The following is a 24,111-nucleotide window of genomic DNA, read 5'->3' as shown; positions in this document are numbered from 1 at the left end:
TGCCTCGGCAGGCCGTCACGCCGGCGGTAAGGCGAACCTCAGTTCCGGGCATCACCGCTGGTGCGGAGGGTTGTCGCCGATACCGCCGCAGCTGCGGTTCGATCGCGCGACGGCATCACTCGGACGGATCAGCGTCCCACCAGGGTCGGATGGCCCACAGCGGTGAGACGGGTCCGTGGCCCTGTCCGAGTGGGTAGGCGTGGCGGACCGCCTCGACGATGTAGCGCTTGCCGAAGGCGACCGCCTCGGGCATCGCGAGCCCGCGGGCGAGGCCCGAGCTGATGGCCGATGCGAGGGAGTCGCCGCCGCCGTGGGTGTGGCCGGTGGCGAAGCGGGGGCCGGGCAGCTCGACGACGGTGTGGCCGTCGTACAGCAGGTCGACGCAGACCTCGGTGTCCTCCGCCAGGTGTCCGCCCTTGATCAGCACGTACCGGGGGCCCAGGGCGTGGAGGACCTTCGCGGCCTCGTACTGGCCGTCCCGGTCGTGGACGTCGATGCCCAGCAGCAGGCGCACCTCGTCGAGGTTCGGGGTGACGAGGGTGGCGCGGGGGAACAGGAGGTCGCGGAAGGCGTCGAGCGCGGAGTCCGCGAGCAGCTTGTCGCCGTGCATGGAGGCGGCCACCGGATCGACGACGAACGGCGTGGGCCGGTCGGCGCCGATCCCGGCGGCGTCGCAGGCCTCCGCGACGGCCTCGATGATCTCCGCGCCGGCCAGCATGCCGGTCTTGGCCGCCTGCAGCCCGATGTCCCCCGCGACGGAGGCGATCTGCGCCGCGACGGTCTCCGGCGGGATGGTGTGGACGCCGGTGACGCCGAGCGAGTTCTGCACCGTCACCGCACACACCGCGAGGCAGCCGTGGACGCCGCAGGCGGCGAAGGTGCGCAGGTCCGCGGCGATGCCGGCGCCGCCGCCGGAGTCGGTCCCCGCGATCGTCATGACGCGGGGCGGGGTGGTGCCGACGGTGGGCTCGGGCATGGGACGACGGTAGCCGGTGGGGTCCGGCGTTCTCCCACGAACTGCCGGGGGTGCGTGGGAGACTCCGTTGCAGGAGGGGAGGTCCGATGACCGCAGAGGCGTTGTCCGTTGGCGGGTGGCCGGTCCGTTCGTTCACGGTGTCCGACTTTCGTGCGCTGGGGGAGCCCGACTCCGGATACGTCGAGCTGGTGGAGGGCAATCTCGTGATGGCGGCGAGCCCGCGACCCCGGCACGGGCGGGCGACCATGATCCTGGGCTCGTACCTCGACTCGGTGCTGCCGGCGGAGCTCGTCGTGATCCCGGACATCGACGTCGACCTGCAGTTGGTCGAACCGGAGGGCCCCGGGACCGTGCGCAGGCCGGATCTCGCGGTCGTCACCACCGCCGCGTACGAGCGGGCAGAGCGGGAGAACGAGCTGCTCCGCGCCCGGGACGTCGTGCTGGCGGTCGAGATCGCGTCACCGGGGAGCGTGCGCACCGACCACGTCGCCAAGCGCTCCGAGTACGCCGACGCGGGGATCCCGCACTACTGGATCGTCGACCTCGAGGAACGAGTCACGCTGACCGCGTGCCACCTGGGCGGGGAGTTCGGGTACGTGGACGCCGGGCCGGCGGCCGGGGTCGTCGCCGTCACCGAGCCGTTCGTCGCGGAGATCGACCTCGATCGGCTCCTCTGACCGGCGGCGAGGAATGGAACCCGCGCCGAGCGGGTTCACTGGGGTCATGGCCGACGAGAAGGCGGAGCTCAGCCCCGAGGGCTGGGTCCGCGGACAGACCGAGAAGATCCTCGAGACGGGGACGACCGAGGGCATCGAGGTACTCGGCAAGCCGATCGTGCTGCTGACGCTGCGCGGCGCGAAGTCCGGCAAGCTGCGGTACACGCCCCTGATGCGGGTGGAGCACGACGGCTCCTACGCCGCCGTCGCGTCCAAGGGTGGGGCGCCCGAGCACCCGGTCTGGTACCACAACATCGTGGCGCACCCGGAGTTCGCGCTGCAGGACGGCACGGAGACGAAGACCTACCGCGCCCGCGAGGTGTCCGGCCAGGAACGCTCGGACTGGTGGGAACGGGCCGTCGAGGCCTACCCGCCCTACGCGGAGTACCAGACCAAGACCGACCGCCAGATCCCGGTCTTCGTCCTCGACCCCCTGTGAGCGGTGGTGCCCCCTGGAGGGGCACCACTCCTCACGACCCCTGCTGACCTGCGGTTACAGCTCGGCTAGCGCCGCGGTCGGCGGGGTCCTCGCAGCGCGGGCGGCGGGGATCACCGCCGCCAGCGCCGCGACCACGACGACGTCGACCAGGAGGGCCGCGAGCTCCGGCCACGGGATCGGCGGGGTGGTGCGCAGGTCCATCGCGGCCAGGGCGAGCAGGCCGTAGCCGCCGCCGATCACCGCGCCCAGCACGGCCGCCGCGGCACCCGCGAAGGCAGCCTCCGCGCCGACCATCGCCCGGACTCCCCCGCGGGTGAGCCCGACGGCCCGGAGCAGGCCGGTCTCGCGGGTCCGCTCGGCCACCGAGAGCGCGAGCGTGACCCCGACGCCGACGACCGCGACGAGCAGCGTCATCCCGACCAGGCCGAAGCCGACCGCGCGGGAGACGTCCAGGGCGTTGCGGACCTGGTCGCGGAGGTCGGCGGTGTAGGTGACCAGCGCGCCGGTGTCCGGGCCGAGGGCCCGGTCGACGGCCACGCGCAGGGCCTGGTCGCCGGTGCCGGGGGCGGGGTCGACGAGGACCCGGTCCGGCGCGGTCCCGTCCGGCGCGGTCGTGCCCGGCGCGGCCTGGTCCGGTGTCGTCCCGTTCGTGCCCTGCCCCGGCGGCGAGTCGGCCCGGCCCGCGCCGGGGCGCACCAGGAGGGTGGGATCGGCGGCCAGGCGGGCCGCCGCGGCGGCGTCCGCGCCCTGCACCACGACCGCGCTCGGGAAGTGTTCCGCGATCGACCGGTCCGCCTCGGCCGAGACGCCCGCGATGCCGACGAGCAGGGCGGACGTCAGGCCGACGCCCAGGGCGAGGACGGTGATCGTCGCGGCCGTGCGGCGCGGGACCTGACGGGCGTTGGCGACGGCCATCCGGCCCGCCGCGGAGAGGTTCCCGAGCCTGCCGAGCGTGCGGGCGAGCAGCCCGACGATCAGCGGGCCGAGCGCGATCAGCGCCGCGAACGCGGCCAGGCCGGAGACCGCGACCAGGGCGATCCCGACGACGGGATCGCCGCCGATGCGGGCACCGAGCACCCCGCCACCGCCCGCGACCAGCGCGAACAGGCTTGCCAGCACGATCCGGGGCGCCTTCCGGGGCGGACCCGCGTCGGCCGCACCGGCCGTCCCGAGCGCCGCCACGGGCGGGATCCGCCCGGCGGCGATCGCCGGGATCGCCGCCGCGGCGAGCGTGGCGACGACGGCCAGCGCGACACAGCCGGCGAACGCGGCCCACGGGATCACCAGCGCCGGCGCGTTCGGGATCACCGCGGTGAGGACCGCCCCCAGCCCGGTGGCGAGCGCGACCCCACCGACCCCCGCGACCAGCCCGGTCACGGCGGCCTCGGCGAGCACCGCCCGCGTCACCTGAGCCCGCGTCGCGCCCACGCAGCGGAGCAGCGCGAGCTGGGTCCGCCTGCGGCTCAGCACGATCCGGAACGTCGACGCGACCACGACCACCGCCGCGACGAGCGCGAGCCCGACGAACACCGACACCCCCGCGAGCACCGCGGTGACGGTGGCGGAGGCGCCTTCGGCCTCGTCGGTGCGCTGCGCGGCGCCGGTGCGGACGGTGAGGCCCGGCCCGGTGAGGGCGGCGGGATCGGGGGTGCCGGCGACGTCGACCTGGTCGAGCTCGCCGCCGAGCGCGGCGAGCAGGTCCGGCGTCGTGACCAGGGTGTTCTGGCCCTCGCCCGGGAGCGTGGCGATGCCGGTGACCGTCACGGAGCGCTCCCCGATCGTCAGCCGGGCACCCGGCGCGAGATGGGTGCGCTGCGCCGTCGCGGCACCGAGCAGGGCCTCCCCCGGGCCGGTCGGGAGGCGGCCCGCGGCGAGGGCGGGCAGGCGGGTGAGCGGGCCCGTCAGGGGATCGGACTCGAGCGACCACGTGCCCTGGCCACGGACGGAGAGGAAGGCCGAGCGGACCTCCACCGCGTCGGTCACGCCCGGGGTCGCGCGGATCCGGGCGAGGTCGGCGGGCCCGCGCACGACGAAGGCGGCGGCCTCCGGGGTGCGGACGGCGTCGCGGGTCAACTCGGTGCGCAGGGCGTCGGTGAGCAGGAGGGTGCCGGCGGCGAAGGTGGTGGCGATCAGGATCGCGAGTCCGGTGAGGACGACGCGGCCGGGGGTGCGGCGGGTCTCGGCCAGCAGGGATCCGGTGGCGGGGTTCACGGCGAGTTCTCCGGGCGGGTGGACGAGCGGACCGCAGGGGCCGAGGGGTCCGGCCCGATCGGCGGGACGGACATCGACGGAGTCGGGGGCCGGGTGGTCATGCCGGCACGCCCGCGGTCAGGTCGCGCAGCGCGGCGAGCACCGTGTCCGGGGTCGGGTCGACGAGGGATCCGGCGGGACGGCCGTCGCGGAGCAGCAGGACCTGGTCGGCGAAGGAGGCGGCGACCGCGTCGTGGGTGACCATCACGACCGTCCGCCCCAGCTCGTGGACCGAGCGGGTGAGCAGGCCGAGCAGCTCGTGACCGGAGGTCGTGTCGAGGTTGCCGGTCGGCTCGTCCGCGAAGACGATCTCGGGTCGGCCCAGCAGCGCCCTGGCCACGGCGACCCGCTGCTGCTGGCCCCCGGAGAGCTGCGACGGCCGGTGCTCCAGCCGGTCCGCGATGCCCAGGAGCCCGACGAGCGCGGTGCGCCAGGCCGGATCGGGGCGCCGGCCCGCGAGCCGGGCGGGCAGGTCGATGTTCTGCGCGGCCGTGAGCTGCGGCAGCAGGTTGAACGCCTGGAAGACGAACCCGAGCCGGTCGCGCCGGACCCGGGTCAGCGCGGCGTCCGGGAGGGCACCGAGGTCGGTGTCGCCCAGCAGGACCCGCCCGCTCGTCGGGACGTCGAGGCCCGCGAGCAGGTGCAGCAGGGTCGACTTGCCCGAACCGGACGGGCCCATGATCGCCGTGAACCGGCCCGTCGGGATCTCGAGGCTGACGCCGTCGAGCGCGCGGACCGCGGCGTCCCACCGTCCGTAGGTCCTGACGAGGTCGACGGCGGTGGCTGCCGGACTCATAGTGATCTCTCCTGGTCTTCGCGGGTGAGGGAGCGCAGCAGCGGCCGGCTGGCGGCCGTCGCGGCGAGGACGGCGGCGGTGCCCGCGAGCAGCACCGAGCCGAGGACGATCAGGCCGGACGGGGCGAGCACTCCGGTGGCGGCCGTGAACGGGGACGCGCAGAGCAGCCCGAACGCGAGCGCGATCGCGCCGTTGACCAGCAGCGGAGCGGCGGTCTCGCGCATCCGGGCCTGCTCCAGCACCCGGACCGGCGTGCCGGCGAGGCGGAGCAGCCGCAGGGTGTGGCGGTGGTCGAGCACACGGGCCGCCGCGGCGGTGCCGGTGGCGGTGGCGGCCACGAGGAAGGTCGCGACGAGCACGACGAGCACCCCCCGCCGGAGGTCGTCGAGGAGCACGGCGTTCTGCCCGCTCGCCTCGGCGTCGGTCTGGACGAGGGTGCCGGGGGCGAGCGGGGCCAGCAGGGTCCGGGCGCGGTCGAGCTCGGCCGGGTCGACCGGCCGGACGTCGACACCTGAGGACCGCTCCCCGGCGGCCGGGCGCACATCGGCGCCGATCCCCGCGCGGGCGAGCAGCGTCGTCGCCTGGTCCGGGGTGCCGGCGCGGACGTGCAGCGTGTGGTCGTCGCGCTGGGTCGCACCCCAGGCCGTCGCGCTCAGGGGCGCGAGGAAGCCGGCGACGAAGATCGCGAGGGTCACGCCGGCCAGGGGGCGGAACGCGGCGCGGGGATCGTCCTGCAGGCGGCGGCCCGCGAGCAGGGCCGGTACGGACTCGCGGCGGCCGAGCCAGCCGCCGACCCCGCGCACCACCAGGGGTCCGACGAGGACGACCGCGCCGAAGAGCGCGAGCACCACCGCGGCCATGACCAGCCCGGCGGCCTCGACGTCGACCACCCGCAGGGCGGAGTTGCCGATCGCGAACACCACGAGCGCGGCGACCACGCCGAGCAGGCGCACCAGCCGGACGCCCCGGGCCTGCTGGCGGCGCGCCACCCCGAGGGGCGAGACCACCACCCGGCGCAGCCCGCCGACCGCCGAGGCCGTCGCGAGCAGGCCGACCGCCACCACCGCGCCCACCGACACGAGGACGGACGGGCGGACGTCGGCGGCGAACCATCCCCCGCCGGCCAGCGGGATCCGCGCCACCAGCGGGGATACCAGGGCCTCGAGCAGGAATCCCGTGATCGCCGCGGCGGTGGCGATCACGGTCGTCTCGGCCACGGCGACGACCGTGATCTGGCGGGTGGAGGCGCCGAGCAGTCGGAGGGTCGCCAGGCGCTCGCCGCGACGGGTGGCGGTCAGCCGCGCCGACGCCCCCAGCAGCCCGGCGATCGGGAACGCCACCAGGGCGACCGCGACGATCGTGAGCTGGCGGTAGCCCTCGTCCTCGGCCGGGACCGTGGTGCGGGCGAAGGACGCGACCGGGACGACCCGTGAGTCGCCCGGCGCGGTGAGCACGGGATCGCCGGCGGGGCGGCCGATCACGACCACCAGCTCGTCGGGGAAACGGAGGCCGGCGTCGCCGATCAGGCCGGTCGGTGGGCCGGGATAGCGGTTCGCGAGGGCGTCGGGGGCGAGCTCGCGCAGCAGGGCGGCGAGGGCCGGGGAGACCCAGAGCTCGCCCGGGGCGGGGAGGCGCGGGAGGCCGGGTGGGGCGGTGGTCCCGCCGGACGGGACCGGGGTGGCCGGACCGGGCCCGGTGGCCCCGGGCACCGCAGGGCCGGGGGTGGCAGGACCGGGCGCTGCGGGTCCGGGCGCGACCACGTCGACCTGGGTGATCGGCTTCCCGGCCGCGTGGTCCACCCGTGTGCGCACCTGCGCGATCACTGGTTCGCCGGGGGCCGCGGCGGCCGGCGTCCGCCAGCCCGTCCGCGCCTCGCGCGAGTCGAGGCCGTGGAGGGCGCCGAGGGCCACGGCCAGCAGCGCACTCGCCACCGCCACACCCGCGCCGACCAGACCCGCCGTCGTCCAGGCCCGGGGCCCGCCGAGGCGGAGTAGGCGGAGGGACAGCGACGTCATGGACAGCGCGGTCACGCCGGGACGCACCCGTCGCGCAGGACCCCGTCGCGCAGGACCACCGTGCGGTGGCACCGCGCCGCCACCTCCGGATCGTGGGTGACCACGACCAGCGCGGTACCGGTCCGCACGGCGAGCCCGCAGAGCAGGTCCATGACGTGCGCGCCGGTGTCGGAGTCCAGCGCGCCGGTCGGCTCGTCCGCGAACACGACGGCCGGGGCGGTGACCAGGGCGCGGGCGATCGCGACGCGCTGCTCCTGGCCGCCGGACAGCTGGCCGGGCCGGCGGGTCTGGAACCCGTCGATCCCCAGCGCGGGGAACCAGGAGGCCGCCCGTTCCAGGGCCTGGCGCCGGCGCATCCCGCCGAGCATCAGCGGCAGCGCGACGTTCTCGATCGCGGGCAGCTCGGGCAGCAGCTGTCCGAACTGGAACACGAAGCCGAACCGCTGCCGGCGCACGTCGGTGCGGCGGGCGTCGGAGAGCCGGTCGATCCGTTCCGCGCCGAGCCACACCTCGCCGTCGTCCGGCACGAGGATCCCGGCCAGGCAGTGCAGCAGCGTCGACTTGCCCGACCCCGAGGGCCCGGTCACGGCCAGGGTCTCCCCCGGTGCCACCTCGACGTCCACATCGGACAGCACGGTGGTCGGCCCGAACCGCTTGGTGACGCCGGTGCCCCGCAGCATCACCGCCGGCGCTCCCCGAGCGCCTGCAGCAGCGGCAGCCCCGCCATCAGGGCCAGCACCAGCAGCCCGAGAACCCACACACCGGTCAGCACGACGTCCATGACCGGAACGATCTCCCGGTGCGGGCCGCGCGCACCTCGGGCGAAGGACCGGTTGCCCTCGTACTTTCGGCCGAGGCGGGACCCTCGGCCACCCGGCCTACCCTGGGCCCGTGACCCGGCCGCTGCGACCCACCCGGCACGCGGGGCTGGCCGTGGAGCTGCTCGCGTACGTGTTCTGGCTGCTCGTGGACTGCCTACAGGCCTCCGCGATGATCTTCCGCGAGTCGTTCGCCGTGCAGCACGTGGCCACGCCGGCCGCCGGGATGGTCGTCGCCGGGATCGTGCTGCTGCGCCGCCGGCCCGGGATCACCGCCGAGCAGGTCGCCTGGCTGGCCTTCGGCGCGTCCGTGACGCTGACCGTGCTGTCGCGGATCGCGAGCGTGCCGGCGATGTCGTTCGCCGAGCAGCTCGCGCTGGCCGTCGTCACCGTCGCGGCGCTGCGGAAGGCGGCGGACAAACAGGCGTTGCTGCTGGTCGCGGCCGCGCTGGTGCCGATCGTCGGATCGCCGCTGCTGCGGATCCCGATCGGCAGCACGACCGACGCCTACTCCGTGCTCTCCGCGATGGGCTGGGGCGGGACGGTGGCGGTCGGCCTGGTCTGGCGGGCCGCCGAGGCCCGCCGCCGCACGCAGGTCGACGACGCCCGCACCGCCGAACGGATGGAGCTGGCCCGCGAGCTGCACGACGTCGTGGCCCACCAGGTCACGGGGATCGTGGTCGCCGCGCAGGCCGCGTCCGTGGTCGCGCGGACCGCGCCGGACGAGGTGGACCGGGCCCTGGAGGCGATCGAACGCGCCGGCACGGACGCGCTGACGGCGATGCGGCAGATGGTCGGGGTGCTGCGCGGCTCCTCCTCCGACGGGGCGCGGACGCCGGGCGCCGAGCTCGGCGGGATCCCCGAGCTGGTGTCGCTGTTCGACCCGGCCGGCGAGCTCGTGCGGCTGCGCGCCGATCCCGGCTTCGAGCACGCCGTGCTGCCCGCTGGGGTCGCCGCCACCGGGTTCCGGGTGGTGCAGGAGGCTCTGACCAACGTGCGGCGGCACGCGCCCGAGGCGTCGGCCGTCGAGATCGAGATCCGGATGCGGGCGGAGGAGCTGCAGGTGGGGGTGCGCAACGACGGCGTGCGGGCTCGGCGCGAGACGCCCGGCGGCCCGGGCGGCTTCGGCCTGGTGGGGATGGCCGAGCGGGTCGCGGCGCTCGACGGGACGTTGCTGGCGGGGCCGGCCGGCCCCGGGACCTGGTCCGTGAGCGCGCGGCTGCCGATCCGATGATCACGGTGGTGCTGGCGGACGACCAGGAGATGGTGCGGACGGGCTTCCGGCTGATCCTCGGCAACGAGCCCGGCATCGAGGTGGTCGGCGAGGCCGGGACCGGGGTCGACGCCGTCGCGCGGGCCCGTGAGCTGAAGCCGGACGTCGTGCTGATGGACATCCGCATGCCCGAGCTCGACGGCCTCGAGGCCACCCGGCTGCTGATGGCGGACCCGGCGCCACCGCGGGTCGTCGTCGTGACCACGTTCGATCTCGACGAGTACGTCTACGGGGCGCTGCGGGCCGGGGCCTGCGGGTTCCTGCTGAAGGACGCCGGGCCGCGGCTGCTGGTGGAGGCGGTCAAGGCGGCAGCGGCCGGGGACGCGCTGGTCTCGCCCTCGGTCACGGTGCGGCTGCTGGAGCGACTGACCGAGCCCGCGCCCGTCGCGCTCGCGGACCCGTTGTCGCCGCGGGAGCTCGACGTCGTGCGGGCGGTCGCGCGGGGCCGCACCAACAACGAGATCGCCGCGGAGCTGTTCGTCTCGCTCTCCACCGTCAAGACCCACCTGGGCAACGTCCAGGCCAAGATCTCCGCCCGCAACCGTGTGGAGATCGCGGCGTGGGCGTGGGAGAACGGCCTGGTCAGCTGAGCCGTGAGTGGCAATGGTCGCTATGGCGACTATTGCCACTCACAGGGCGGTGGGGACGGCGACGACGTCGACCATGGCGCCGTTGCGCAGGACCGTGACCGGGAGCGGCACGCCGATCGCGTCGGCGAAGAGCTGGCGCTGGATTCCCTGGGCGTCCTCGACCGGGACGCGGCCGACGTCGAGGACCAGGTCGCCGCGGCGCAGGCCCGCCTCCTCCGCCGGGCTGCCGGAGACCACCTCCGCGAGGCGGAGGCCGTTGCGGCGGCCGTAGCGGTCGGCCACCGACGCCGGGACGGGCGCGGGGGCGCCGACCACGCCCAGGTAGGCGCGCCGCACCCGGCCGTCGCGGCGGAGCGCCTCGACGATCCGGAGGGTGGTCGCGTTGATCGGGACCGCCAGGCCGAGGCCGGTGCCGGCGACCGCGGTGTTGATCCCGACGACGCGGGCGTGCGAGTCCGCGAGGGCGCCGCCGGAGTTGCCCGGGTTGAGGGCGGCGTCGGTCTGGATGACGTCCTCGACCACGCGCCCCGCGCTGCCGTCGCGGGTCGGGAGCGCGCGGCCCAGGGCGCTGACGACCCCGGCCGTCACCGATCCCGCGAGGCCGAGCGGGTTGCCCACGGCCACGACCAGCTGGCCGACGACGAGAGCGTCCGCGTTGCCGAGCCGCACCGGCTCGGGGAGGTCGTCGGACGTGCGCAGGAGCGCGAGATCGCTCAGCGGGTCCGCGCCGGCGACCCGGACGGCGACCTCGGTGCCGTCGCCGAACGCGGCCCGGCCGTCCTGGGACCGGCCGACCACGTGCGCGTTGGTGATCAGCTCACCCGGCGCGACGACGACCGCGGACCCCGAGCCGCGGCCGAACCGGACCGCCGCGACCTTGGGCCGCAGCTCCGCCGCGACCGCGCTGACCGTGCGGGAGTAGGCGTCGAGCTCCTCCATGGCGAGCCTCCTGATTACAGCGTTGCAGGAAGCTCAACGGTTCAGCGGCGCGGCGTGTTCCTCAGACGTCCTCGGCCTTCTGGGTGGCGGGGTCCCAGGTGTTGCCGGGCTCGCCCCAGCCGAGCTTGCGCAGCGTCTTGCGCGCGGCGCGCTTGTGCCGGCCGACGAGCCGGTCGACGTAGATCACGCCGTCCAGGTGGTCCGTCTCGTGCTGCAGGCAGCGGGCGAAGAAGCCGGTGCCCTCGGCCTCCACGGGCTCGCCGTTCTCGTCCTGCCCGGTGACCTTGGCCCAGTCCGCCCGGCCCGTGGGGAAGGCCTCGCCGGGGACCGAGAGGCAGCCCTCGTCGTCGTCCTCGGGATCGGGCATGCCCTCCGGTGTCCCCGAGGTCTCCAGGACGGGGTTCGCGACGACCCCGCGGCGCATCGTGCGCGACACCTCGTCCGGGCAGTTGTAGACGAAGATCCGCAGGTCGACGCCCACCTGGTTGGCGGCGAGCCCGACCCCCTCGGCGGCGGCCATGGTGTCGAACATGTCCGCGACCAGGGCGCGCAGCTCGTCGTCGAACGTCTCGACGGGGCGGGTCGGGGTGTGCAGGACGGGATCGCCGATGATGACGATGGGACGGACGGCCACGCGACGACCCTAGCGACCGCTCGTCGTGGCCCGATCCGCTCGGCGCGATTCACGCGCGTGGGTGGCGAGTCAGGCCCTTTCCCGTCGGTCCATCGTGGTTGAATGGCGCCGCGAATGACAGCTGTGTCATTCGTCGAGGTGTCACAGCCCGGATCGAGGGAGCGTGATGGAGTCCGCCACGGAACCCAGCGGGACGACCGGCCTCGCCGGCGCGCCCGCCCGCGAGCTCGACCGGCGGGAGCGGGAGATCCTCGCGTTCGAGGGTCAGTGGTGGAAGTACCAGGGGGCCAAGGAGCAGGCCATCCGGGAGCTCTTCGCCATGTCGGCCACCCGGTACTACCAGGTGCTCAACGCGCTGGTGGACAGCCCCGAGGCGCTCGCCGCCGATCCCCTGCTCGTCAGGCGCCTGCGCCGGCTGCGGGCCAGCCGCCAGCGCACCCGGGCCGCGCGCCGGCTCGGCATGGAGCCGTGGTGAACCCGTGACCGCACCCACCGGACCGTCGCCGCTCAAGATCGGCGGCATCGCGCTGGTCGGCGTCGCGGTGGTCGCCGCGGTGATCGGCCTGGTCACGCTGGGGACGGGCGGGGGCTCCGGATCGAGCTCCTCGGCCGCGGGCCCCGAGTCCTCGGCCGCGGCCTCCGCCTCTGCCGTGGCCCCGCCCGCGGTCACCAGCGCGGCGCCGGACACCAACGCCGTGCCGCTGCCCTCGTTCACCACCACCGCGCCGGCACCGGTCACCACGACCGTCGCGCCCGTCGCCCCGGTGGAGCCGGTCACCCAGGCCGAAGCGCCCGTGCTGCCGCTGCGGGTCTACAACAACAGCACCATCCAGGGGCTCGCCGCGGACGCCGCAGCGGACTTCCGGCGGGGCGGCTGGACCGTCACGGACACCACCGGCTACCCCTACGGCACCATCCCGACCAGCACGGTCTACTACCGCCCGGGCACCTCGGAGCAGGCCTCCGCGGAGCGCCTCGCCTCGGCCTACGGCCTCAAGTCCGAACCGCGCTTCCAGGGCATCGAGGACGCCAGCCCCGGGCTGATCGTGATCGTCACGAAGGACTACCAGCGCCACTAGGCCCGGTCCGCTCCCCAGCGACGGCGCGCCCCGCTTCCCGGGGCGCGCCGTCGGGCTTTCCGGTCTCCCACCCCACCCCGCGAGTCGGCACTTTCGGTAGGCCGAGATACACATCCCGGTAGGGGTCCGCGCGGCGAGCCGGTCAGCCCTCGGCGCGGCGGGCCGCGTAGGCCTCCAGCTCCGCGACCTGTGCCGGGTCCAGGCTGGGCCGGACCGCGCGGCGAGCCTTCTCCAGGTGCGCCGCGGTGACCACGCTGGCGTCGAGCGACTCCCGCATCGCGGTCAGCGCCGCCTCCCGCAGGATGGCGGCACAGTCCGCCGCCGAGTAGCCGTCGAGGTCCGCCGCGAGGGCGTCGAGGTCGACGTCGTCGGCGAGCGGGGTGTTGCGGCCCGCCGCGCGGAGGATGTCGGCGCGGGCCTCGGCGTCCGGCGGGGGCACGAACACCAGGCGTTCGAGACGCCCGGGGCGCAGCAGCGCCGGATCGACCAGCTCGGGGCGGTTCGTCGCCCCGACCACCACGACCTCGCGCAGCGGCGTGGCCCCGTCGAGCTCCGTGAGCAGGGCGGCGACCACCCGGTCCGCCACCCCCGAGTCCGAGGACCCGCCGCGGCGGGGGGCCAGGGCGTCGACCTCGTCGAGGAAGACGAGGGCGGGGGCGGCGTCGGAGGCCTTGCGGAACAGCTCCCGGACCGCCCGCTCGGACTCGCCGACGTACTTGTCCAGCAGCTCGGCGCCCTTCACGGAGAAGACGTTGAGCTGCCCGGACCCGGCCAGGGCACGCAGCAGGAAGGTCTTGCCGCCGCCGGGCGGGCCGTAGAGCAGCACGCCGCGGGGGGCGTCCACGCCGAGGCGGGCGAAGGAGTCCGGGTAGCGCAGCGGCCAGAGGACCGCCTCGGTGAGGGCCTGCTTGACCTCGGTCATGTCGCCGACCTGGTCGAGGGTGAGGCCGCCGGTCTGCAGGGTGCCGGTGGACGACAGGGAGATGGGACGGACGGAGCCCACGGCGCCGAGGAGGTCGGCCTGCTCGATGCGGGGCTCGGCGGGAGCCGGAAGGGCGGACCCGGGCGCCTCGGACTGCGGCGCCCCTGACCGCGCGGTGTCGGTCTCGGGGGCCTGCGGTCTGTCGGCCCCGGGCCCACCGGGTGCGGCGTGCGCGGCGGCAGGCGCCGAGGTCTCGGATCCAGCGGCGTCGGGCTTCGCGGGAGCAGGCTTCGCCGGCTCGGACTTCGCGGGCTCGGACTTCGCGGGCTCGGGCTTCCCGAGCTCGGCCGCGGCCGGGCCCGGGTTCGCCGCGGCCGGGCCCGGGTTCGCGGCCCGGTGCCGTAGCGCCGCGGTCACCGCGGCCTCCCGCCGCACCGCGGCGAGGTCGGCGACCACGAACCCCGGGGTGCGGGCGGCGATCTCGCCCAGGTCGACGTCGTCGGCCGTCGGGATCCCGTTCAGCAGCCGGCGCAGCAGGTCGGCGCGGACCCGCTGGTCCGGCAGGGCCAGGCCGAGCTCCCGGTCCGCGAGCTCGGGTGCTCGCAGCCGCGGGTCGACGGCCTCCGGCGCCGCGGTCGTCGCGACCAGGGCGAGCCGCGGGGTCGCCACCGCCTCCTTCAGGGAGTCGATCACCAGGGTGGCGAGCGGCGGCGGGGTGGCCGCGGGCAGCAGGGCGTCGACGTCCGTGACCAGCAGGACCGTCGGCGTCCCGTCGGCGGCGCGGTCACGAGCGGCGCTCAGCGCCTCCTGGACCCGTGCCGCGGCGGACGCGGGCTCGAGCGCGGCCGCGGCGGGCCCGGCCAGCTCGACGCACCCGGCGTCGACCGCGTGGGCGGCGCTGCGCACGAGCGTCGCCTTCCCGACCCCCTCCGGCCCGGAGACGATCACGCCGAGGCGCGGTGATCCACCCAGCTTCACCAGCAGCTCGGGCCGCGCGAACGTCAGCTCGAGCCACTCGATGAGCCGGCGGGCGGCGGGGGTGTTGCCGATCAGTGCGTCGAGCGGCAGCGGCGGCTCGGCGGGCTCCTCGGGCGCCGCGACCGGCACCGGGGTGCTGACGGGCCGGGCGGCGGCCCGGGCCGGTCGCGCGGGATCCGCCGTGGTCGGCCCGTCCAGCCACCCGACGACGGTCGTGGGGTGCACCGACACGGGACCCCGCGGATCCGCCGAGGCGACGGTGACCAGCTCGCTCGTCCACGCCCCGCCGATCGCCGCGGCGAGGGCCTGCCGGGTGCGCGGAACGTCGGCACCCGGAGGCGGAGAGATGTCCTGCGGCAGCAGGGACACGGCATCGCCCGAGGTCAGGACCTTGCCGAGCAGCGCGAGCCGCGCCGTGGCCGGGGTGACCGAGCTGCGGACGAGCCGGGATCCGGCGAGCACGATCCGCCGCGCGGGCGCGACCTCGACCGGTCCCACGACGACGGCGGCGCCGTCCGTGAGCCCGGAGTTGGACAGCGTGACGTCGTCGAGCAGGGCCTGCCCGGGCGCGGCCGCGGGGTCCCCGGCGACGGCGAGCGCGGTGGTGACCCGGCCCCCGGTGAGGGTGACGGCGTCCCAGGAACGCAGGTGGAGGGCGTCGAGCACCTCGGGATGGAGGCGCACGACCCCCCGTCGTGCGTCGACGGCGGACGTCGCCAGGCGGGCGACCAGCGTGATCACGACCCCACCGTATCGACGCGCCGCCCGCGGGCGGCGGGAGGGACGACCGGACCGTGCGTTTCGGACGCCCGGCTCCGCCCGCGGCCCGCCTCGCGGAGACCCATGCCCGACTCGCGGAGACCCCACAGCCCGACTCGCGAAGGCCTACGGCCCGGCTCGCGGAGAGCCACGGCCCGACTCGCGGGAACCCACAGCCCGACTCGCGGGGCCCTGCTCCCGGGCCAGGAGCGGGTCGGGGGCGTCGTGAGCGTGTGTTTCGGCCTACCGAAGGTGCCGACTCGCGGGCGGGGGGTTCGGAGGCCGGTCAGCGGCGGCGGAGGCCGAGGCGGCGGGGGTCGCCGGGGCGGCGGGGGCCCGGGCGGCGGGGGCGGATCGGGCGGGGCGTGTCCTGGGGGTCCCGGGAGTCGCGGGGATCGAGCGAGCCCTCGGGGCCCCGGCGGCGGACCATCCCGCCCATCCCCCGCGCGACCGCGCTGGCGCGGCCCGCGACCCGGCGGCGCAGCGGCGGGCGCAGGCCCAGGCGCCGGGCCGAACGGGCCGCGCGGGCGACCGCCCGGCGCTCCCGCACCGGCACCCCCCACGCCTCGGGATGCCGCTCCAGCCACTTGTAGCGGTACACCGTGTACGGGATCAGCAGCAGGTACCCGACGCCGATCACCGCCATCCCGAGGAACGGCGCGGTGAGCAGCAGCGCCGCCGCCACCCCGACCAGCACGAGGAGCGGCGCGATCCAGCGGGGCCGGACCCTGGCCGTCTTCAGGGACAGAGTCGGGATGCGGCTGACCATCAGGGCCGCGGTGACCAGCGCCCAGATCCCGACAGTCACCGGGTTGGACCACCAGCCCGGGCCGAAGTGCAGGAACAGGTAGAGCGGGATGCCGGCGGTGAGCGCGGCCGCGGGGGCCGGGACGCCGGTGAAGAACTCCTTGGCGAACGGCGGCTGGTCCTCGTCGTCGATCAGGGTGTTGAAGCGGGCGAGCCGCAGCGCCATGCACACGGCGAAGATCAGCGCGACGATCCAGCCGACGCGGGTGCCCTGCAGCGCCCAGATGTAGACGACGAGCGCGGGCGCCACACCGAAGGACACGAGGTCGGCGAGGGAGTCGAGCTCCTGGCCGATCCTGCTGCTGGCGTCGAGCAGGCGGGCGAGGCCGCCGTCGAGGGCGTCGCACAGGGCGGCGGCGCCGACCGCGGCGATGCAGAGCTCGAACCGGCCGGCCAACGCGAAGTTGACGGACGAGAGCCCGGCGCAGAGCGCGAGGACGGTGACCGCGTTGGGGAGGAGCCGCACCCCCGCCTGATAGGTGTTCCGGGTGCTCATGCGGGCACAGCGAGATCGGCGCCCGTGGTCGCGTCCGCAGGCTTCAGCTCCGCCAGCACGGTCTCGCCGCCGATGGTCCGCTGCCCCAGCGCGACCTCGGGAGCGACGCCGGGCGGCAGGTAGGTGTCCACCCGGGACCCGAAGCGGATCAGCCCGTAGGTCTCCCCGGCCGCGACCTCGTCGCCCGCGGCGACGTCGCAGCGGATCCGCCGGGCGAGCAGCCCCGCGATCTGGACGACGCCGATGGCGTGGCCGGTCTGCGTCTCCAGCACCAGGGCGTTGCGCTCGTTGTCCTCGCTGGCCTTGTCCAGGTCCGCGGAGAGGAACGCGCCGGGCCGGTACTCCACCGAGCGGATCCGGCCGTGCATCGGGATCCGCTGGACGTGCACGTCGAGCACCGAGAGGAACACGCTGACCCGGGTGACCGGCTCGCGCGGCAGGTCCAGCTCCGGCGGCGGCACGACCTCGCTGATCAGGGCGACCGTGCCGTCCGCAGGGGCCAGCACGGCGCCCGGCCGCGGCGGCGCGACCCGGTGCGGGGAGCGGAAGAACGCGGCGGTGGCGGCGGTGGCCAGCAGCCCGACGCCGGTCCCCCGCCCGGTGAGCAGGCGCAGCGCGCCGGCGGCGACCGCGACCCCGGCGATCACCGGGCGGCCCCCGGGGTGCAGCGGCGGCACCGCCTCGCGGACGAGCTTCAGCGCGTGCAGCAGTGCACCGTCGCCACCGGTCGGAACGGACCCGGCCGGGTCCGGGGCTCTCTCGGTCCGGACGTCCTGGTCAGAGCTCGCGGCCATGGTCGCGGGGGCGGTCCTTCCCGGTCGGCGCCACCTCCGGCATCTCCCCGGCCGGTGCCGGGCAGGAGGGCGCGGGCGCCACGGTACTGGGATCGGACACGAGAGGGTGCAGAGACCTGCGGGAGGAAGGGACCGCACCACGGACAGCAAAGGGCCGGGGCCGCCATCCCCCGAGACGGCGACCCCGGCCTTGGCACCGCTCGTCCGCTCCCCAGCGACGGGCGGTAGGTCCTGTGCGTCGAGAGGTGGTTACCCACCTCTCGTGGAAAGTATCCCCAGCCTCCGACCGATCGTCCAGATCAATCCTGAGAGAACGCGATGATCTGCACCGATCGGCCGAACACTCACCTGATAAGACGCCTGGCGGAGGAGAAGTGTTGCACCCTCCGCATGTGACGCGTACCACTTTCCGGGTGACAGGAACTCCTCCGACCCCCTAGAAGGCCTCCAGCAGCCACACGTCGAGTTCCTCGCCGGCCGCCACCTCGGTGCGCTCCTCCGGCACCACGATCAGGCAGTCGGCCCGGGCCAGGGCGCCGAGCATGTGCGAGGCGGGGGTGCCGATCTCGCCGACGGTGCCGTCGCGGGCGTCGAGCACCCCCCGCCGGAACTGACGCTTGCCCTCCGGGGAACGCAGCGCCTCCCGCGTGCGGGCGGTGACGACCGGGCGGTCCGGGTACGGATGCCCCATCGCGCGCAGCAGGGCCGGCCGCACGAACACCTCGAACGAGACGAGCGAGCTCACCGGGTTGCCCGGCAGCGTCACGACCGGGCAGTCGACCTCGCCGAGCCGGACCACGCCGGCACCTTGCGGGCCGCCGGGCTGCATCCCGACCCGCACGAAGTCGACCCCGTGGCCGGTGAACGCGTCCTTGACCACCTCGTAGGCGCCGGCACTGACTCCCCCGGACGTCATCACCAGGTCGACCCCGGCGTCCACCTTCTCGGCGAGGACGGCCCGGAACTGCTCGACGTCGTCCGGCACGAAGCTCAGCTGCTCGGCCGTGGCGCCGGCGTCGCGGACCGCGGCGGCGAGCATCGCGCCGTTGGACTCGTAGATCTGCCCCGGCTGCAGCGGCCGGTCCGGCCCGACCAGCTCGGAGCCCGTGGACAGGACGAGGACGTGCGGCGGGCGGAACACGGGCAGCGTGCCCCGGCCGACCGCGGCGGCGACGCCGATCTGCGCGGCGCCCAGCACGGTTCCGGCCTCGAGCACGACCGCGCCGGCCACGACGTCCTCCCCGCGGGGACGGATGTGGGTGCCCGCCGCGCGGGCCTCGGAGACGGTGACGGTCTCGGTGCCGCCGTCGGTCAGCTCCACCTGGACGACGGCGTCGGCGCCGGCGGGCATCGGCGCGCCGGTCATGATGCGGTGCGCGGTGCCGGGTTCCAGGACGGGGACGTCGGTGCGTCCGGCCGGGATGTCCGCGGTCACCGGCAGCGTGACCGGGGCTCCTTCGATGTCCGCGGCCCGGACCGCGTACCCGTCCATCGCCGAGTTGTCGAACGGCGGCAGGTCCACGCCCGCCCGCACGGCCTCCGCCAGGACCTTGCCCCTGGCCTCGGCGAGCGGCAGCTCCACGATCGCCGTCGGCCCCAGCAGCGCCGCGACGACGGTCCGGTGCTCCTCCACAGTCCGCACCGGACCATCCTGCACGAGGGTGCGTTCGGTTGCACTCGCCTACCCCGAGTGCTAAAACGGGGCTTGGCACTCGCCATGTGTGAGTGCCAGTTCGAACTCCCGGTGAGACCGGCGCAGGGTTGCCGGTCGTCCGTCGCGGGCGCCTGAGTTCGAGCGACGAGTCATCCCAATTCGGAGGACCACACCCCCATGGCGAAGCAGATCGCTTTCGACGAGGAGGCGCGCCGCGGGCTCGAGCGCGGCATGAACACCCTCGCCGACGCTGTCAAGGTGACGCTCGGCCCGCGCGGTCGCAACGTCGTCCTGGAGAAGAAGTGGGGCGCGCCCACCATCACCAACGATGGTGTGTCGATCGCCAAGGAGATCGAGCTCGAGGACCCGTACGAGAAGATCGGGGCCGAGCTCGTCAAGGAAGTTGCCAAGAAGACGGACGACATCGCGGGTGACGGCACCACCACCGCGACCGTCCTGGCGCAGGCGCTGGTCCGCGAGGGCCTCCGCAACGTCGCCGCCGGCGCGAACCCGATGGGTCTCAAGCGCGGCATCGAGAAGGCCGTCGAGGCCGTCTCGCAGGCACTCCTGAAGTCGGCCAAGGAGGTCGAGACCAAGGAGCAGATCGCGGCCACCGCCTCCATCTCCGCTGCGGACAAGCAGATCGGCGAGCTCATCGCCGAGGCGATGGACAAGGTCGGCAAGGAAGGCGTGATCACGGTCGAGGAGAGCCAGACCTTCGGTCTGGAGCTCGAGCTCACCGAGGGCATGCGCTTCGACAAGGGCTACATCTCCCCGTACTTCGTGACCGACGCGGAGCGCATGGAGGTCGAGCTCGAGGACCCGTACATCCTCCTCGTCTCGTCCAAGATCGCGACCGTCAAGGACCTGCTCCCGCTGCTGGAGAAGGTCATGCAGTCGGGCAAGCCCCTCGCGATCATCGCCGAGGACGTCGAGGGCGAGGCCCTGGCCACGCTCGTCGTCAACAAGATCCGTGGCACCTTCAAGTCCGTCGCCATCAAGGCGCCGGGCTTCGGTGACCGCCGCGAGGCCATGCTCACCGACATGGGCATCCTCACCGGTGGCGAGGTCATCTCGGAGAAGGTCGGCCTCAAGCTCGACACCGCCGACCTGTCGCTCCTGGGCACGGCCCGCAAGGTCGTCGTGACCAAGGACGAGACCACCATCGTCGACGGTGCGGGCGACGCGGACCAGATCGCGGGCCGCGTCAACCAGATCCGCGCCGAGATCGACCGCACGGACTCGGACTACGACCGCGAGAAGCTGCAGGAGCGCCTGGCCAAGCTGGCCGGCGGTGTTGCGGTCATCAAGGCCGGAGCCGCGACCGAGGTCGAGCTCAAGGAGCGCAAGCACCGCATCGAGGACGCCGTTCGCAACGCGAAGGCGGCCGTCGAGGAGGGCATCGTCGCCGGTGGCGGCGTCGCGCTCATCCAGGCCGGTGCGGGCCTGTTCGAGGGCCTCGGCCTGGACGGCGACGAGGCGACCGGGGCGAACATCGTCAAGGTCGCGCTCGAGGCGCCGCTCAAGCAGATCGCCATCAACGCCGGCCTCGAGGGCGGCGTCGTCGCGGAGAAGGTGCGCAACCTTCCCGCGGGTGAGGGCCTCGACGCCTCCACCGGCGAGTACAAGGACCTGGTCAAGGCCGGCATCATCGACCCGGCCAAGGTCACCCGCTCGGCGCTGCAGAACGCGGCGTCCATCGCGGCGCTGTTCCTGACCACCGAGGCGGTCATCGCCGACAAGCCGGAGAAGAACGCCGCTCCGGCCGGCGACCCGACCGGCGGCATGGGCGGCATGGACTTCTAGTCCTTCTCGTTCGCTCCGCGGGGGCGGTGGGCTTCGGCCTGCCGCCCCTGCGGCTTTTCCGTAGGTTGCGGACGTGCGCCGGCTGCTCTGGATCTTCCCGACGGCGGTGGCGCTCGTCTTCGTACTGGTCCTCCTGGTGGCGGGGCGCGGGGACGTCCCGTACATCACCCGGGTGCTGGTGCACCGGGACTCCTCGATCACCGACGTCGACTGGAAGTCGTCCGTCACCGTCCCGGCTGTCTCCCCGCGGCCGTGGGCGGGTGCTTCCGGCTGTCCCGCGCTGCCCACGACGAACGCGCAGAGCATCGTCCTCGTCAAGGACGGCCGGCTGGTGTGCTCGTGGGGCTCGGCCGACCGGCCGGCCGCCGCCTTCTCGATCTCGAAGACCCTCGTGTCATTGCTGGCGTCCCGGTCACTGCCGCTGGACACCTCGCTGGGGACGGTCGACCCGCGCTTCACGGGGATCACCGTGGGCGACCTGCTCGACATGCGCTCCGGCATCGCCTTCTCGCCGAACACGCCGTACCCGTGGGTCAACACCGACCAGGCGGCCGTCTACTACGCGAGCGACCTGGCCTCGACCGTCCTCCGGCGGGCGACGGTGACCTCGCCGCCCGGGGTGTTCACGTACAACGATTACGCGCCCAACCTCGTCGGCCTCACCTACCAGCGGCTCTCCGGCGGGCTGCTGACCGACGGGCCGCTGCGGTCGCTGTGGGCGGAGCTCGGGGCGCAGGACCCGGTGTCGTGGTGCGTCGACTCCGCCGGCTTCCCCTACCACGAGAGCGGGCTGGTGGTCAGCGCCCGCGACCTGGCCAGGGTGGGACAGCGGGTGCTCGACGGCGGAGCGTGGGCGTCCCGCAGCCTGTCCGGATCACCGACGGTCGAGACGTTCGGCGGCCTCGACGCCGTCGGCTACCGCAACGGCTGGTGGGTGCTGCCGCGCCCCGACGGCTCCGGCGATCTCGCGGCGATGGGCGACCACGGGCAGATCATGGTCGTCTCCCCCAGGACGCGGACCGTCGCCGTCCGCATGGGGGACGACGACGGCGCCAACATCACCATCGCCAGGCAGTTACAGGCGGTGGCGAACGCACTCTGAGCAGCGGGTTCGCCGACCCACGCGGCGCACCGGCGAGTCTCAGCGCGGTGCGGTGCGGTGCGATGCGGCGCGGTGGGTCATGATCGGCGTCTCGGTGCGGGCGGGCACGGCCGACCTGGCCGGGAGCATGCGACCGGCGATCATGCCGCCGTCAGCGGCCGAGGAGCAGCCAGACCGTCCCTGCCGTCACGAGGAAGGTCGGGACCAGCGCGATCAGCACCGGCCACACCTTCCGCGCCGAGGACGTCGCGAACCAGAAGCCGACCGGCCAGCCGATGGCGACGGTCCCGATCACGGCCCCGATCACCATGCCGACGACGCTGTCGAGCCCCAGCCCGAAGGCCAGCGCCATCACCGCGAACCAGACCGGCCACAGTGCACACAGAGCGGTGAGCACGAGACCCGCGACCCGCGTGGCGAGCACGCCGCCGGACCGGCCGGTCCGAAGCACCGGGGCCCTGCGCACCGACCCGACCGGCGGGCGCTGCGGGAAGGTGAGGAAGGGCTGGGCCTGCGCGTAGGCGGGCACCCCGGGCCGGGCGGGGATCAGCGGCACCGCATCGGAGAGCGGGCCGGACCGGGCCGGCGAGGTCGCGGCGGGCCGCGAGACGGGGACCAGCAGAGACGCCCCGGCGGACGATGTCCCGGTGAGGCGGGAGGCGGGGATCGGCGGGGCCGCCGCGAACCCCACGGGCCGGTGAGGGAGAGGGGCGTGCGGGGCCGTGGTCATGAACCCAACCTAGGAACCCGCACCGCTGCGCAGAGGGGTGCTGCCACCACACTCGATCGTCGGAATTCCGCCCTCCGGGGCACTGGTCATCCGCTCCCCTGATCCTCATCCGCTCCCGTGATCCGCGCGAGGGTCACGCGGTGGCGGAGTGCCGAGCACTGTCGTGGCTCTCGTGACGATCACGGCCGAGCTCGCCGCGGATGCGCGCGGCGACCGTGTGGGGGCGGTTGAGGATGTCCGCGGAGGCGAACCGGATGATCCGCCAGCCCTGCCGCGCCAGATACGCCTCGCGCCGGAGGTCACGCAGAGCGCGCTCGGGGACCAGATGGTCGCTGCCGTTGTGCTCGATACCCAGCCGGAGCAACGGATACGCGAGATCGAGCTCGTACGGGCCGACGGGGTGCTGCAGCACAGGGAGCGGCAGGCCGGCGTCGGCGATCGTCAACCGGATGCGGGTCTCCATGGGCGAGCCCGAGCGCCGGTCCGCCCTGGCCACGACCTCCGGGACCCGGGCGCTCCCCCTCGCACCGAGGTGCCGGTTCCGCATCCTCAGCAGCACCTGCGGTTCGAACCCGCCCACACGCGCGAGTGCGTCGACGGCGACGACGCCCTCCCGCACCGGCAGCCGGCACGCGAGGTCGAAGGCCGTCCGCTCGAAGGACGTCGTCCGGACACCGCCGACCAGCAGGATCTCGTCCTCGCCCAGTCGGCCACGCCGCACCACCAGACCCGCCTGCGGACGCTGCGATCCCGCGGGCACCACCACCTCGACGGCGGCATCCTGCGGCCCGCACGATGCCCCGAGCAGCTCCGCGGCCGCCCAACCACCCACGACGCCGCGCCCCTCCACCACCACCGCAGCGGCCCGGGCGCGCAGCGCCAGATCGGGCGGTCCCGCGCCCGGCCCGACCGGGACGTACACGTCCGGGAACACCCGCAGGAACGCCGGTCCCCGGAGACGCGCACGGGTGACCCGGCCGGCGGCGACCGCGGTCGACCCGCGGAACGGTTGGATCGTCATGCCGAGTGGGACGGCCCCACTCCCCGCGCGGTTCCGTGATCGATCCGGCAGTCGCACCGGTGCGGACCCCACGACCACGCCGTCACACTCGCGTTGATCATGAGTGTCGCGATCGATCCGACCGCGACACCCGCGCGACCGGCTCAGCTGCGCCGTGACACTCGGAAAGATCATCCCGCTATGCGGTCCGGAGCCTCGCCCTCGGAAACCACACCTCGCGCGACAAGCTCACGAGCGTCACATCACTGCGGCCCCACCACCACAGCGTCACTCTCACAGCGATCACCACGAGCGAGCGTGGCTCCAGCGCTATCCACCCCTCGCCCTGGGAACGATCCACCCGCGAGCGTGACTCCAGCGCTATCCACCCCACCATCTCGTCACCCTGGGAACGATCACCACCGCGAGCGCCACCTCAACGCTGCCTGCCCCACCATCGCATCCGCCCCAAAGCTGACTGTGAGACTGCGTGGGCCGGTCCGGAGCGGCCGTGATGGGCTGGCAGCGAGACGGTGAG

The 24,111-nt window shown here is 74.7% G+C and carries 21 protein-coding genes; 8 read left to right on the top strand and 13 right to left on the bottom strand.

The window, feature by feature from the left end:
- Positions 1–115: 115 nt before the first annotated feature.
- Positions 116–976 (bottom strand): bifunctional hydroxymethylpyrimidine kinase/phosphomethylpyrimidine kinase, encoded by an 861-nt coding sequence (gene thiD / locus ABD324_RS27475; protein ID WP_344423277.1) that lies wholly within the window; start codon positions 974–976, stop codon positions 116–118.
- A gap of 137 nt (positions 977–1,113) precedes the next feature.
- Here thiD and ABD324_RS27470 point away from each other — a divergent pair, with 137 nt between their 5' ends.
- Positions 1,114–1,653, top strand: coding sequence for a Uma2 family endonuclease (locus ABD324_RS27470; protein ID WP_344423274.1), 540 nt, complete (start codon positions 1,114–1,116; stop codon positions 1,651–1,653).
- A 46-nt stretch (positions 1,654–1,699) separates the two neighbouring features.
- Positions 1,700–2,131, top strand: a complete 432-nt coding sequence (locus ABD324_RS27465) for a nitroreductase family deazaflavin-dependent oxidoreductase (protein WP_344423271.1) — start codon at positions 1,700–1,702, stop codon at positions 2,129–2,131.
- A gap of 54 nt (positions 2,132–2,185) precedes the next feature.
- Here ABD324_RS27465 and ABD324_RS27460 read toward each other — a convergent pair whose 3' ends face one another.
- From ABD324_RS27460 to ABD324_RS27445, 4 genes are all read right to left on the bottom strand, one after another.
- On the bottom strand, positions 2,186–4,342 hold the full coding sequence (locus ABD324_RS27460; protein WP_344423269.1) for an FtsX-like permease family protein: 2,157 nt from the start codon (positions 4,340–4,342) through the stop codon (positions 2,186–2,188).
- A 97-nt stretch (positions 4,343–4,439) separates the two neighbouring features.
- On the bottom strand, positions 4,440–5,177 hold the full coding sequence (locus tag ABD324_RS27455; RefSeq protein WP_344423266.1) for an ABC transporter ATP-binding protein: 738 nt from the start codon (positions 5,175–5,177) through the stop codon (positions 4,440–4,442).
- Complete coding sequence (locus ABD324_RS27450) at positions 5,174–7,207, bottom strand: ABC transporter permease family protein (RefSeq protein WP_344423264.1); 2,034 nt, start codon at positions 7,205–7,207, stop codon at positions 5,174–5,176. Before ABD324_RS27450 ends, ABD324_RS27455 begins: the two co-directional genes overlap by 4 nt.
- The gene (locus ABD324_RS27445; RefSeq protein ID WP_344423261.1) at positions 7,204–7,872 is read right to left on the bottom strand and encodes an ABC transporter ATP-binding protein; all 669 of its coding nucleotides are present in this window, start codon (positions 7,870–7,872) and stop codon (positions 7,204–7,206) included. Before ABD324_RS27445 ends, ABD324_RS27450 begins: the two co-directional genes overlap by 4 nt.
- A gap of 211 nt (positions 7,873–8,083) precedes the next feature.
- Here ABD324_RS27445 and ABD324_RS27440 point away from each other — a divergent pair, with 211 nt between their 5' ends.
- Both ABD324_RS27440 and ABD324_RS27435 read left to right on the top strand, forming a co-directional pair.
- Entirely contained in the window at positions 8,084–9,244 is a 1,161-nt protein-coding gene (locus ABD324_RS27440; protein WP_344423258.1) for a sensor histidine kinase, read from the top strand.
- A complete protein-coding gene (locus tag ABD324_RS27435) occupies positions 9,241–9,873 on the top strand; it encodes a response regulator (protein ID WP_344423255.1) in 633 nt (210 codons plus the stop codon). The genes ABD324_RS27440 and ABD324_RS27435 overlap by 4 nt, the downstream gene beginning before the upstream one ends.
- 39 nt (positions 9,874–9,912) lie before the next feature.
- Here the strand turns inward: ABD324_RS27435 and ABD324_RS27430 are convergent, their stop codons facing one another.
- Both ABD324_RS27430 and ABD324_RS27425 read right to left on the bottom strand, forming a co-directional pair.
- Entirely contained in the window at positions 9,913–10,812 is a 900-nt protein-coding gene (locus ABD324_RS27430) for a S1C family serine protease (RefSeq protein ID WP_344423252.1), read from the bottom strand.
- Between the two features lie 61 nt (positions 10,813–10,873).
- On the bottom strand, positions 10,874–11,446 hold the full coding sequence (locus ABD324_RS27425; protein WP_344423250.1) for a peptide deformylase: 573 nt from the start codon (positions 11,444–11,446) through the stop codon (positions 10,874–10,876).
- 166 nt (positions 11,447–11,612) lie between these two features.
- On the opposite strand from ABD324_RS27425, the gene ABD324_RS27420 reads away from it, so the two are divergent.
- Together ABD324_RS27420 and ABD324_RS27415 are read left to right on the top strand one after the other, a co-directional pair.
- Complete coding sequence (locus tag ABD324_RS27420) at positions 11,613–11,921, top strand: DUF3263 domain-containing protein (protein ID WP_344423248.1); 309 nt, start codon at positions 11,613–11,615, stop codon at positions 11,919–11,921.
- A 4-nt stretch (positions 11,922–11,925) separates the two neighbouring features.
- The gene (locus ABD324_RS27415; RefSeq protein WP_344423245.1) at positions 11,926–12,525 is read left to right on the top strand and encodes a LytR C-terminal domain-containing protein; all 600 of its coding nucleotides are present in this window, start codon (positions 11,926–11,928) and stop codon (positions 12,523–12,525) included.
- Positions 12,526–12,667: 142 nt separating this feature from the next.
- Here the strand turns inward: ABD324_RS27415 and ABD324_RS27410 are convergent, their stop codons facing one another.
- The 4 genes from ABD324_RS27410 to moeA all read right to left on the bottom strand — a co-directional run bounded on the left by ABD324_RS27410 (position 12,668) and on the right by moeA (position 18,923).
- Positions 12,668–15,166 (bottom strand): AAA family ATPase, encoded by a 2,499-nt coding sequence (locus ABD324_RS27410; protein ID WP_344423242.1) that lies wholly within the window; start codon positions 15,164–15,166, stop codon positions 12,668–12,670.
- Positions 15,167–15,470: 304 nt separating this feature from the next.
- Positions 15,471–16,487 (bottom strand): CDP-diacylglycerol--serine O-phosphatidyltransferase, encoded by a 1,017-nt coding sequence (gene pssA, locus ABD324_RS27405; RefSeq protein ID WP_344423239.1) that lies wholly within the window; start codon positions 16,485–16,487, stop codon positions 15,471–15,473.
- The gene (locus ABD324_RS27400; protein ID WP_344423236.1) at positions 16,484–17,281 is read right to left on the bottom strand and encodes a phosphatidylserine decarboxylase; all 798 of its coding nucleotides are present in this window, start codon (positions 17,279–17,281) and stop codon (positions 16,484–16,486) included. Before ABD324_RS27400 ends, pssA begins: the two co-directional genes overlap by 4 nt.
- A 436-nt stretch (positions 17,282–17,717) precedes the next feature.
- Positions 17,718–18,923 carry a molybdopterin molybdotransferase MoeA gene (gene moeA / locus ABD324_RS27395; protein WP_344423234.1) on the bottom strand — a complete coding sequence of 402 codons (1,206 nt, stop codon included), beginning with the start codon at positions 18,921–18,923 and terminating at the stop codon, positions 17,718–17,720.
- Between the two features lie 189 nt (positions 18,924–19,112).
- Between moeA and groL the strand changes: the two genes are divergently transcribed.
- Positions 19,113–20,741: a chaperonin GroEL gene (groL, locus tag ABD324_RS27390; RefSeq protein WP_344423231.1), complete on the top strand. Its 1,629-nt coding sequence runs from the start codon at positions 19,113–19,115 to the stop codon at positions 20,739–20,741.
- A gap of 73 nt (positions 20,742–20,814) precedes the next feature.
- Positions 20,815–21,843 (top strand): serine hydrolase domain-containing protein, encoded by a 1,029-nt coding sequence (locus ABD324_RS27385; protein WP_344423229.1) that lies wholly within the window; start codon positions 20,815–20,817, stop codon positions 21,841–21,843.
- A gap of 151 nt (positions 21,844–21,994) precedes the next feature.
- Here ABD324_RS27385 and ABD324_RS27380 read toward each other — a convergent pair whose 3' ends face one another.
- Positions 21,995–22,573, bottom strand: coding sequence for a hypothetical protein (locus tag ABD324_RS27380; protein WP_344423226.1), 579 nt, complete (start codon positions 22,571–22,573; stop codon positions 21,995–21,997).
- A 133-nt stretch (positions 22,574–22,706) separates the two neighbouring features.
- Positions 22,707–23,594, bottom strand: a complete 888-nt coding sequence (locus ABD324_RS27375; RefSeq protein WP_344423224.1) for an endonuclease domain-containing protein — start codon at positions 23,592–23,594, stop codon at positions 22,707–22,709.
- Positions 23,595–24,111: the final 517 nt, after the last annotated feature.

This window comes from Pseudonocardia ailaonensis, from assembly GCF_039531635.1.
In the GTDB taxonomy this organism is placed as follows: domain Bacteria; phylum Actinomycetota; class Actinomycetes; order Mycobacteriales; family Pseudonocardiaceae; genus Pseudonocardia; species Pseudonocardia ailaonensis.
Note: the sequence above shows the minus strand (reverse complement) of the source record. Positions and strands in the feature narration are given on the sequence as shown.

Coding starts and splice junctions, on each gene's coding strand:
- ABD324_RS27435 (WP_344423255.1), top strand. CDS start 9,241: ATGATCACGGTGGTGCTGGCGGACGACCAGGAGATGGTGCGGACGGGC.
- ABD324_RS27445 (WP_344423261.1), bottom strand. CDS start 7,872: ATGCTGCGGGGCACCGGCGTCACCAAGCGGTTCGGGCCGACCACCGTG.
- ABD324_RS27430 (WP_344423252.1), bottom strand. CDS start 10,812: ATGGAGGAGCTCGACGCCTACTCCCGCACGGTCAGCGCGGTCGCGGCG.
- ABD324_RS27375 (WP_344423224.1), bottom strand. CDS start 23,594: ATGACGATCCAACCGTTCCGCGGGTCGACCGCGGTCGCCGCCGGCCGG.
- ABD324_RS27400 (WP_344423236.1), bottom strand. CDS start 17,281: ATGGCCGCGAGCTCTGACCAGGACGTCCGGACCGAGAGAGCCCCGGAC.
- groL (WP_344423231.1), top strand. CDS start 19,113: ATGGCGAAGCAGATCGCTTTCGACGAGGAGGCGCGCCGCGGGCTCGAG.
- ABD324_RS27465 (WP_344423271.1), top strand. CDS start 1,700: ATGGCCGACGAGAAGGCGGAGCTCAGCCCCGAGGGCTGGGTCCGCGGA.
- thiD (WP_344423277.1), bottom strand. CDS start 976: ATGCCCGAGCCCACCGTCGGCACCACCCCGCCCCGCGTCATGACGATC.
- ABD324_RS27455 (WP_344423266.1), bottom strand. CDS start 5,177: ATGAGTCCGGCAGCCACCGCCGTCGACCTCGTCAGGACCTACGGACGG.
- pssA (WP_344423239.1), bottom strand. CDS start 16,487: ATGAGCACCCGGAACACCTATCAGGCGGGGGTGCGGCTCCTCCCCAAC.
- ABD324_RS27380 (WP_344423226.1), bottom strand. CDS start 22,573: ATGACCACGGCCCCGCACGCCCCTCTCCCTCACCGGCCCGTGGGGTTC.
- ABD324_RS27420 (WP_344423248.1), top strand. CDS start 11,613: ATGGAGTCCGCCACGGAACCCAGCGGGACGACCGGCCTCGCCGGCGCG.